At 71.4% G+C, this 6,345-nt stretch carries 5 protein-coding genes and 1 pseudogene; all 6 read left to right on the top strand.

Annotated features, from left to right (window positions below; translation table 11 throughout):
* Positions 1-353: pseudogene (locus PROKR_RS21045) on the top strand (GTPase); the annotation flags it as partial.
* On the top strand, positions 350-1,930 hold the full coding sequence (locus PROKR_RS21040) for a GTP-binding protein (RefSeq protein ID WP_036966878.1): 1,581 nt from the start codon (positions 350-352) through the stop codon (positions 1,928-1,930). The pseudogene PROKR_RS21045 and the gene PROKR_RS21040, both read left to right, overlap by 4 nt.
* A 53-nt stretch (positions 1,931-1,983) precedes the next feature.
* The gene (locus PROKR_RS21035) at positions 1,984-2,475 is read left to right on the top strand and encodes a single-stranded DNA-binding protein (protein WP_051433207.1); all 492 of its coding nucleotides are present in this window, start codon (positions 1,984-1,986) and stop codon (positions 2,473-2,475) included.
* A 126-nt stretch (positions 2,476-2,601) separates the two neighbouring features.
* On the top strand, positions 2,602-4,284 hold the full coding sequence (gene ettA / locus PROKR_RS21030) for an energy-dependent translational throttle protein EttA (RefSeq protein WP_036966876.1): 1,683 nt from the start codon (positions 2,602-2,604) through the stop codon (positions 4,282-4,284).
* A 154-nt stretch (positions 4,285-4,438) separates the two neighbouring features.
* A complete protein-coding gene (locus tag PROKR_RS21025; protein ID WP_169736497.1) occupies positions 4,439-5,392 on the top strand; it encodes a phosphotransferase in 954 nt (317 codons plus the stop codon).
* 165 nt (positions 5,393-5,557) lie between these two features.
* Positions 5,558-6,345: hypothetical protein (locus PROKR_RS35705; RefSeq protein WP_169736496.1), on the top strand; the 788-nt coding region annotated here is incomplete at its 3' end.

Genomic DNA, 6,345 nt, shown 5'->3' with positions numbered 1-6,345 from the left:
GGGCCGACGACGTCGTCGGGCGCATGGCCGACTCCGACCCCGACAGCGCGGGCTCCGAGGCCGCCCTCCGGGCCGCCGGCGCCCGCAAGGCCTTCGGCGACCAGGGGCTGGCCGCCCTCCTGCAGGCGGTCGCGCTCGGCAACGAGGACTCCATGACGCTCCTCGACCGCGTCCTCGGCGAGACAGCGGGCGACGCGATCGAGGAACTGCAGGGCGAACTTGCCGACCAGGTCGCGCTAGCGGTTGCGGAAGAGGCCCGTTCTGTCCAGAGTGCCCTTGACGTCCCCGCGCTAGCCGACGACGCGGCCGCTCCGCTCCGCGTGCGGCTGGCCGAGCTCAGGAGGCTGACATGACGAGCCACGACGCGACCCTCGGCGCTCGCACCGAGGACCTGGGCCGCGCCCTCCAGATCGCCGGGTCCCGCCTCGACGACACCGTGTTCGGCAAGGTCGCCAGCTCGGTCGCCGGCGTGCGCGAACGGCTCGCGCTCGGCGTCGACCACACCGTCGTGGCGCTCGCCGGAGGCACCGGTTCGGGCAAGTCGAGCACCTTCAACAAGATCTCCCGGCTGACCTTCGCCGACGTCGGCGTCAAGCGCCCCACCACCGCCAAGGTCACCGCGTGCTCGTGGAGCGACGACGCCGCGACGCTGCTCGACTGGCTCGGAGTGGAGCGCGAACGCCGCATCACCCGGGCGGGCGAGCTGGACTCCGCCGACGAGGCGGCCCTGAGCGGGCTCGTGCTGCTCGACCTGCCCGACCACGACTCGGTGGCCCCCGGCCACCGCGAGGTCGTGGACAAGGTGCTGCCGCTCGTGGACCTGCTGGTCTGGGTGGTGGACCCGCAGAAGTACGCCGACGACGCCCTGCACACCGGCTACCTGCGCGACTCGTCCGGCATGCGGGCCTCGACCGTGGTCGTGCTCAACCAGATCGACACGGTGCCCGTGGGGCAGCGCGACAACCTGGTCAACGACGTGAAGCGGCTGCTGCGGGACGACGGCCTGGACGACGTGCCGGTCATCGCGGCGTCGAGCAAGACGGACATCGGCATCGACGACCTGCGCGGGCTGCTGGAACAGACCGTGGCCCGCCGGTCGGTCTCGGCCGGTCGCGCCGCGGGCGAGCTGGACGCCGCCGCGACGCTGCTGCTGAGCCAGACGCCGGCCGAGGTGCCGTGGCACATCGACACCGTCCTGGAGCGCGAGGTCGACGCCCTGGCGCGTGCCGCCGGGCTGGAGTCCGTCGCCGCGCAGGTCGGCGCGGCGGTCCGTAACGGCTACGGCTCGCCCGAGTTCCGCAACCCCGACCCCGACTCGATCGCGCTGTCCAGGTCGCGCTGGCTGACGGGCTCGGGGGAGTCGCTCAAGCCCGGCTGGCAGCGGTCGCTCGCCGAGAGCGTGGCCAGCGCCCGGGACGTCGCGAGCGCGGTGTCGGCGGCGCTGCAGGGCATCACCCTGGACACCCGCGGCCCTACGACGCAGCCGCTCACCCGGCGGCTCGCGCTCGGCGCCGTGCTGCTGGCGGTCCTGCTCGGGATCGCGACGGTGCTGGCGTCCATGGGGATCCTGCCCGTCGGGGACACGTGGACGACCGTGCTCGGCGTGCTCGCGGTCGTGGCCGCCGTCGCGGCGCTCGTGGTGTTCCTCGTGGCGATGCAGATGCGGCGCGCGCTGGCCGCCCGCCGGGCGCAGGGCGTCATCGCCTCGGGCCGTGCCGCCCTGGAGAGAGTGCTGCAGCAGACCCTCGGTGTGCCCACCCAGAAGCTGCTCGACGAGCACCGTGCGGTACGCGAGCTCGCACAGAGTGCGCGGGATGACGGACCCTCCGTACCGCTCCGTGTGGAAGAGAACCCGACCACAGGCAGCCAGATCCGGGTTTCGTCCACAGGTGGTGCCCGGCTGACGGATCTGCGCTCCGTCCGCGCCTGATGCTGGGTACGGACCGGCCGCGAGGGCCGGTCCGGGACACCCAGGAGGGCTCCATGAACGACGTGACGGTGACCGTCTCCGGCCGCGCCGGCAACACCCCCGCGCTGCACACGGGCAAGGGCAAGGAGTACGCGATGCTCCGCGTGGGCAGCACGCGGCGCTTCATGAACGAGGACGGCGACTGGACCGACGGCCCCACGCTGTGGTTCTCGGTGAAGACCTGGAGGACGGCCGCGGTGAACCTCGCCAGGTCGGTGCGCAAGGGCGACCCGGTGGTCGTCACGGGCCGGCTGGAGGTCGAGCAGTGGGAGACCGCCGAGGGGGTCCAGCGCTCGACCCTCGTGATCCAGGCGACCGGGGTCGGCGTGGACGCGACCCGGGGCAAGGTCGAGTACTCGCGGGTCGTGCACCACGAGGCGCTGGCGCCCGCGCCGCGGGACGCGGACGGCCTGCCGGTCGACCCGTTCGGCGTCGGCGCCCCGGAGGCGCCGGAGCGTGAGGACGACGAGGCGGGCGTCGGGCAGCGGGAGCTGGTGACCGCGTAGGCTGGTGCCAGTCGTGCTCAGCGGTCCGCGGGTGCCAGGGTTCTCCTGCGCGGACGAACCCTGGCACCCGCTCCGCGAGAGCGCACCCCATCCGACGTACCTTCTGTGAACGGTGGAACACAGGCAGTGGCTGAATACATCTACTCCATGTACAAGGCGCGCAAGGCGCACGGCGACAAGGTCATCCTCGATGACGTGTCGCTGAACTTCCTGCCCGGCGCCAAGATCGGCGTCGTCGGGCCGAACGGCGCCGGTAAGTCCACGATCCTCAAGATCATGGCCGGGCTGGACACGCCGAGCAACGGCGACGCCCGCCTGTCGCCCGGCTACACCGTGGGCATCCTGCAGCAGGAGCCGCCGCTGAACGAGGAGAAGACGGTCCTCGGCAACGTTCAGGAGGCCGTCGGCGAGATCCTGGCCAAGAAGGCGCGGTTCGACGAGATCTCCGAGCTCATGGCCCAGCCCGACGCGGACTTCGACGCGCTGCTGGCCGAGATGGGCACGCTCCAGGAGGACATCGACGCGGCAGACGCGTGGGACCTCGACTCCCAGCTCGAGCAGGCGATGGACGCCCTGCGCTGCCCGCCGCCGGACGCCGACGTGTCGGTGCTCTCCGGTGGTGAGCGCCGCCGCGTCGCGCTGTGCAAGCTGCTCCTGGAGAAGCCCGACCTGCTGCTCCTGGACGAGCCGACCAACCACCTCGACGCCGAGTCGGTGCTGTGGCTCGAGCAGCACCTCGCGTCCTACGCGGGCGCCGTGCTCGCCGTGACCCACGACCGGTACTTCCTCGACCACGTCGCGGAGTGGATCTGCGAGGTCGACCGCGGACGCCTCTACCCGTACGAGGGCAACTACTCGACGTACCTCGAGAAGAAGCAGGCGCGCCTGGAGGTCCAGGGCAAGAAGGACGCCAAGCTCTCCAAGCGCCTCAAGGAGGAGCTGGAGTGGGTGCGGTCCAACGCCAAGGGCCGCCAGACCAAGTCCAAGGCCCGCCTGGCCCGCTACGAGGAGATGGCTGCCGAGGCGGAGCGCACCAAGAAGCTCGACTTCGAGGAGATCCAGATCCCCGCGGGCCCGCGAATGGGCTCGCTGGTGCTGGAGGCCACCGGCCTGAAGAAGGGCTTCGACGACCGCGTGCTGATCGACGGCCTGTCGTTCACGCTGCCGCGCAACGGCATCGTGGGCGTCATCGGTCCGAACGGCGTCGGCAAGACCACGCTCTTCAAGACGATCGTCGGCCTGGAGCCGCTCGACGGCGGCGAGCTGAAGGTCGGCGAGACCGTGTCGATCTCCTACGTCGACCAGTCACGCGGTGGCATCGACCCCAAGAAGACGCTGTGGGAGGTCGTGTCCGACGGGCTCGACTTCATCAAGGTCGGCAACGTCGAGATCCCGTCGCGCGCCTACGTGGCGTCGTTCGGGTTCAAGGGCCCGGACCAGCAGAAGCCCGCCGGCGTGCTGTCGGGTGGTGAGCGCAACCGCCTCAACCTGGCGCTGACGCTCAAGCAGGGCGGCAACCTGCTGCTGCTCGACGAGCCCACCAACGACCTCGACGTCGAGACCCTCGGCTCGCTGGAGAACGCCCTGCTGGAGTTCCCGGGCTGCGCCGTCGTGGTCTCCCACGACCGGTGGTTCCTCGACCGAGTGGCCACGCACATCCTGGCCTACGAGGGCACCGAGGAGAACCCGGCGAACTGGTACTGGTTCGAGGGCAACTTCGAGTCGTACGAGGCCAACAAGGTCGAGCGCCTGGGTGCGGACGCGGCGCGCCCGCACCGGGTCACGTACCGCAAGCTGACCCGCGACTGACGACCCTCCTTTTTTCGAGGCCTAAGTTTCTTCGCTTTGAGGCGCCTCAAAGCGAAGAAACTTAGGCCTCAAAGGCGAGGGGCCAACCCGGCATAGCGGGCGAATTTCGCATCGGTTCCTTGCTGCCAGGGGACATGTTCGACAAGATGCCGCAGTGAGCCCTGCCCTGCGTCCCGGATGGCGTGAGCTTCCGCCCGTGCTGCGCGACCGCATCACCGATCTGCTCGGCGCCCGCGTGATCGCCGCGCGGCACCCCGACGACTCCGGGATCCTGCCCGGCGCGCGCTTCGAGGTGCAGACCACGAAGGGCCACGTCTTCGTCAAGGCGATCGGCACCGAGCAGCCGGGCCCGCTGAACTTCCTGCGGCAGGAGATCGCGCTCTCGCCGCTGCTGCCCGCCGCGGCGCCGCACCCCGAGCTCCTCTGGTCGCTGGACGACGTGCTGCCGAACCTCGGCACCTGGGTCGCTGTCGGTTACGCGATGAAGTCCAACGTGCGGCCGATCGACCCGTCCTTCCCGGAGGAGGACGTCGCGACCATGGTCAAGATCGTGCGTGGGATCGGGGAGGTCGAGGCGCCCGCCGACCCGATGTTCCTCCCCGAGGAGCGGGTCTTCCCCACGGACTCGTGGGAGTACCTCGCCGACAAGCGGCCCGCCGGCCTCGCCAACCACTCGCCGTGGCTCGCCAACCGGCTGGAGGGGCTCGCGGAGATCGCCGCGCACGCCCCCCAGGCGATCGCCGGCAAGAGCCTGCAGCACGGCACCCTGCGGGTGCAGAACGTGCTGCTGCCCGCGCGGCTCGGGGAGAAGCCGCTGGTGACGGACTGGATCCGCGGCAGCGTCGGCGCGCCGTACCTCGACCTGGTCTCCATGCTGCTGCACGTACGCACCAACGACGGGCCGCCGCCCGAGGCCACCCTGCGCCGGTACGGCCTGCCGCCCGGCACGGAGCGGGACGCGGTCACGTGCTGGATCGCGGTGCTCGCCGGCCACTACGTGAAGTCGTCGATGGACTCGCCGCCCGTGGACATGCCGGAGCTGCGGGCCTACCAGCACCGCCTGGCGCGCACCGCCGTAGCGTGGCTGCAGACCAGGCTCGGTTTCTGATCCGCCTGATTCTCGCAACACGGACTGTGGTTTGCGGGTGAAAGCGCAGTTCGGCACACTCCGGCCATGAGCGCTGTGCGGCGACCGGCTTGGTCCGATCTACCCCCGTCTGTCCGTTCTCGTGTCAGCGAGTCGATGGGGGGCCGCGTGATCGGTTCGGCCCCCATGAGCGGAACGGACCTGGCCCCGCTCGAGGTGCTCCAGACGGCGTCGGGCCGGTCGATCGTACGGGCAGTGGGGCCGGAGGCCCCGGTGACCCAGGACCGCATGGCCGCCGAGGCGGCATCGCTCGCCACGCTGCCCGAGGACGTGCCCAGCCTCGAGCGCGAGTGGTACGTCGACGAGGAGCTTCCCGGAGCGGGCCGCTGGGTGGTGCTCGGCTACCGCAACGAGCCCATCCGCCCGCCGCGTGATCCCTGGGACGACGCCGACCTCGCGGCCGCCGTCGAGCTCGCGATCCAGATCGGCTCGACCGAGGCGCCCCCGGGCCTGCCCGACGCGCTGGACCAGATCGACGTGGGCGCCTGGGCCACGATCGCCGCGATGCGGCCGGCCGGGCTGTCGGCGTTCACACCGTGGCTGTCCGACAAGGTCGAGCACCTGGCCGACATCGCCGGTTACGCCGGCGAGGCGATGTCGGGCAAGAGCCTGGTGCACGGCGCGCTGCGCCGGGAGTCGATCCTGATCACCGACCACGGCTGGGACGCGACCAGCGCCCACGCCGTGGACTGGTTCATGCCGTCGCACGGCGCCTCGTTCCTCGACGTCGTCCTCCTGCTGCCGCACCTGCGGGTCGACGGCGCGCCGCCGCCCGGGGTGGTGCTCGACCGGCATCCCCTGCCCGACGTCGATCCCGAGGCGCTGACCTGCGCCGTGACCGTCGTCGCCGGGGCACTGGTGCTCGAGTCCATGCGGCCGCCGGAGCCCGGCGCCCCGCACGGCCGCGCCGTCCA

Source organism: Promicromonospora kroppenstedtii DSM 19349, from assembly GCF_000515355.1.
In the GTDB taxonomy this organism is placed as follows: domain Bacteria; phylum Actinomycetota; class Actinomycetes; order Actinomycetales; family Cellulomonadaceae; genus Promicromonospora; species Promicromonospora kroppenstedtii.
This window is presented reverse-complemented; position numbering and strand designations above follow the sequence as displayed.

Coding starts and splice junctions, on each gene's coding strand:
- PROKR_RS21035 (WP_051433207.1), top strand. CDS start 1,984: ATGAACGACGTGACGGTGACCGTCTCCGGCCGCGCCGGCAACACCCCC.
- PROKR_RS21040 (WP_036966878.1), top strand. CDS start 350: ATGACGAGCCACGACGCGACCCTCGGCGCTCGCACCGAGGACCTGGGC.